This window comes from Maritalea sp. (genome assembly GCF_051251695.1).
Classification (GTDB): Bacteria; Pseudomonadota; Alphaproteobacteria; order Rhizobiales; family Devosiaceae; genus Maritalea.
The window spans coordinates 1-2,326 of the sequence record NZ_JBPOEU010000096.1 but is presented as its reverse complement, the minus strand read 5'-3'; the positions used below and the strand labels follow the sequence as shown (position 1 = coordinate 2,326).

Sequence of the window (2,326 nt, the reverse complement as noted above, 5' to 3'; positions counted from 1 at the left end):
TGGGCCACGTAAAGCCTGCGCGCCGCCTGATCCGCTGTCAAATCCCACCGCTGCAAAGCGCAAGAATTCAGATCGTCAAAGCGAATTGGCAAGGCGTTTTTATCTGCGTATTGCGCGTAATGAGACATCTCGAAATTGCACACAGGGCAATCTGCGTTGAACAGCACGGTGGTCTGCTTTGCTGTCTGATCACCCGTCGTATCTGCGGCTGTTTGGTCTTTTGGGGCTTGCTCTGTCATACCCTCAACTTAGCGCGCTTCTGTAAAAGAACCATCTATTTCGCCGCGACATTTTCCACGGCGCCGCCAGCTTTCTGCCACGCGCCAAAGCCGCCTTCAATGTGGGCGATGTTATCAAACCCCATATCCTGCGCCGTTTTCGCAGACAGCGCAGAGCGCCACGCGGAGGCACAATAAAACACGATCTGTTTCGCCTCTGCCAAAACAGGTTTGTGATAGGGGCTGCTCGGATCGATCCAAAACTCAAGCATCCCCCGCGGACAATGAAACGCGCCCTTGATCTTGCCCTCCCGTTCCAGCTCCCGCCTGTCGCGCAGATCGACAATGAGAGTATCTGGGTCCTCGACCAAATCGATAGCGAGCTCGGTCGGGATCGTGGTGATCTGGTCGTAAGCCTCACTCAGCAGGTCTTGGTAGGTTTTGGTCATGATGCGCTCCCTTTTGGGGCGAGCTTGGGATAATGCTAACATGTTCGTCAAGTGTTTCACCCGAGTGATGCAAACATCACTCAGCGCCTGACCCTCCCGTCACTCCAAAGGTGTGCAAGCACACAGGGGAGGGCGCTAAAGCACCCACCCAGGGTCAGGCGCTGGGGCGTTTTATTCTGTCAAAATGCTGTTAAATAGCAACGAAGTCGGAAGTCCCGCCTGATCCAGATACTTTTGCGCAAATAGAGAAACTTCCGATTTTTTCATAGCTTCAAGAATGGTGTCTTTCCAAAATTCACGTGTGGCTTGTGGTACTGTAAAATTTAGTGGCCGTTCGAATTGACTAGAGACAAATTTACCAACGCCTATATCGACGTCATAGGCACGAACTCGTCCAAGCAAGTGATGAACTTCGGGACTGATTTTCTTAGCAGAAATGATTTGAGCGGTTCTCTGGTCCAATCTCAGCACGGGTAAAGTGGCGTGACTTGAACTGAAAACAGCTGAATCTGCAGAACGATTCATTGGAACTGCCATCTCAGGAACAATTGAAGCTGTTCTTGAGAGCAGTTTTTGCAGGTCGTCGGTTCCTACGCGTGACAGTTCTTCATGGTTTTGTGCGAAAAGGCTCTCTCGCGATTGAGCATCGTCGAGTTCTTGTTTCATTTCAAGAAGTCTTGGAGCCAGTAACCCTTCGCCACCGAGGCGCGTATTGCCGGCTCCAAGCGCCCAACTAACTAAATCTAACGCCTTGTTTGTAGATGTGGCCCCTGCTTCTACAATTTTCCTTAGCTCGCGGGTACGCTCGGTTTCTTCCCTTGATCTTATAGATTCTTCGTCTGCGCGAATTTGAGCAATTTTTACAATGTCGTTTTCAGTCTGGAATGAAAGCGGTACAAGTAAATGCCATATGTATGCTATTAAAGGGGTCAAAGGAGTTGATATCGCGGTTGCTGCTCCGGACTGGAGCGCAGGGATGACAATCGATTCTACAAAACTCCCTTGTTCTGCTGGCTCAACGTACAACTCAATTTTGGCTGAGCCAGTAATCCTATTTGCAACTTTTCCAGTGCGTCTGAAATGCTCAATTGTCGAGATAAAGCGAGCGTTTGCATATTGATATCTACCGTACTCGTAGAAGTGTAATCTACCGGAGTCAGCTAACTTACCAGTGAACCGAACGCTAATTTTTTCCATTTTAATACTCTTTTAAGTAACAATACCCCAAAGGTCGTACTCGTTCGCTTCATCAACTTCAACGCTGACAAGGTCCCCCACACGGAGTGTGGATGTTCCCTCATCAATAAACAAGTTCCCATCAATCTCCGGCGCGTCGGCTTTGGTGCGGCAGGTGGCGATGCCGTCCTCATCAATATCGTCTACAATCACCTGCATGGTCTGACCGACTTTGGCGGCGAGTTTGGCTTCTGATATGGCTTGCGAGGCTTCCATGAAGCGGTCCCAGCGCTCTTGTTTCACCTCTTCCGCCACGTGGTCCGGCAGCGCGTTCGAGCGCGCGCCAGCGACGTTTTCATATTTGAAACACCCCACACGGTCCAGATTGGCCTCTTTCAGCCAGTCGAGCATATAGTCAAATTCCGCTTCCGTCTCGCCGGGGTAGCCGACGATAAAGGTGGACCGCAGCGTGATATCAGGACA

The 2,326-nt window shown here is 50.5% G+C and carries 3 protein-coding genes and 1 pseudogene; all 4 read right to left on the bottom strand.

Features of this window, described 5'->3' with window-relative positions:
- On the bottom strand, positions 1–239 hold a 239-nt coding region (locus ACSHWX_RS18340; RefSeq protein WP_435669653.1), incomplete at its 3' end, for a hypothetical protein.
- Between the two features lie 35 nt (positions 240–274).
- A complete protein-coding gene (locus ACSHWX_RS18335) occupies positions 275–667 on the bottom strand; it encodes a rhodanese-like domain-containing protein (protein ID WP_435669652.1) in 393 nt (130 codons plus the stop codon).
- Positions 668–838: 171 nt separating this feature from the next.
- Positions 839–1,864 carry a hypothetical protein gene (locus ACSHWX_RS18330; RefSeq protein WP_435669651.1) on the bottom strand — a complete coding sequence of 342 codons (1,026 nt, stop codon included), beginning with the start codon at positions 1,862–1,864 and terminating at the stop codon, positions 839–841.
- A gap of 12 nt (positions 1,865–1,876) precedes the next feature.
- Positions 1,877–2,326: pseudogene (locus ACSHWX_RS18325) on the bottom strand (30S ribosomal protein S12 methylthiotransferase RimO); the annotation flags it as partial.